Here is a 778-nt window from a genome sequence, read left to right on the forward strand (position 1 = left end):
GCCGCCCGGGCCCGTCAGCAAATCCGGACGCGTCTTCTCGTACAGCGTGTGCGCCGCCACCGAAGCCGGCGTGCAGCGCTCGCGCGGGTTCATCGGTTCGAGGTCGAAGCTGTCGCGGCGGATCGTCGCCAGAATCACCTTGCCCTTGGGCTCCGCGCAGTTCGCCCCGCACTCGACGATCTTGCCCATGTGCCAGTAGATGCCCGGCTCGATCCCGTGCAGCATGCACAGTCCCGCGAACGGCGCCGGATCGTACGCACGGCCCGCCACGATGATGTCCAGATCGGGATGCTCGCGCAGTGTCTTCGCAAACGGCTCCGCACCCATCTGCGCGACGATATGCGACGACGCGCCCACATCCGACACCTGCAACTCCGGCGCCGATGCGCACGGCGTGATGCGGCCTTCGCCCATCGCATCGCGGACATACGAGGGGTCCACATCCGAATAGATCTTGGCGATCTTGAAGCGATAGCCTTCACGCTTCGCGATCTCTTCGATCACATCGACCATGAAGTCCACATGCGCGCGAATGCCGGGGCCACCCGCCGAGCTGATATAGATCGGCACCTTGCGCGTGGCGCAGGCGTCGAGCATCAGCGACAGATCGCGCAGATACGCTTCACGCGTCACCAGTGTCTTCGGCAGGCCGAGCAGATAAGGACCGGGGTCGGTAGAACCGCCATCGACGATCATCGCGTCGGGCTGTTGATCGATGCCGCGCCAGAAGTCGGCCGCCGGGATGCCGTAGCCCAGGATGCCGTTCGGCGTCAGGATC

Annotated in this window: 1 protein-coding gene; it reads right to left on the bottom strand. The window is 65.2% G+C overall.

The window, feature by feature from the left end; all coding sequences use genetic code 11:
- Positions 1-778: acyclic terpene utilization AtuA family protein (locus tag QCE69_RS39330; RefSeq protein WP_309936155.1), on the bottom strand; the 778-nt coding region annotated here is incomplete at both ends.

The sequence above is a fragment of the Caballeronia sp. LZ032 genome (assembly GCF_031451315.1).
Lineage (GTDB): Bacteria > Pseudomonadota > Gammaproteobacteria > Burkholderiales > Burkholderiaceae > Caballeronia.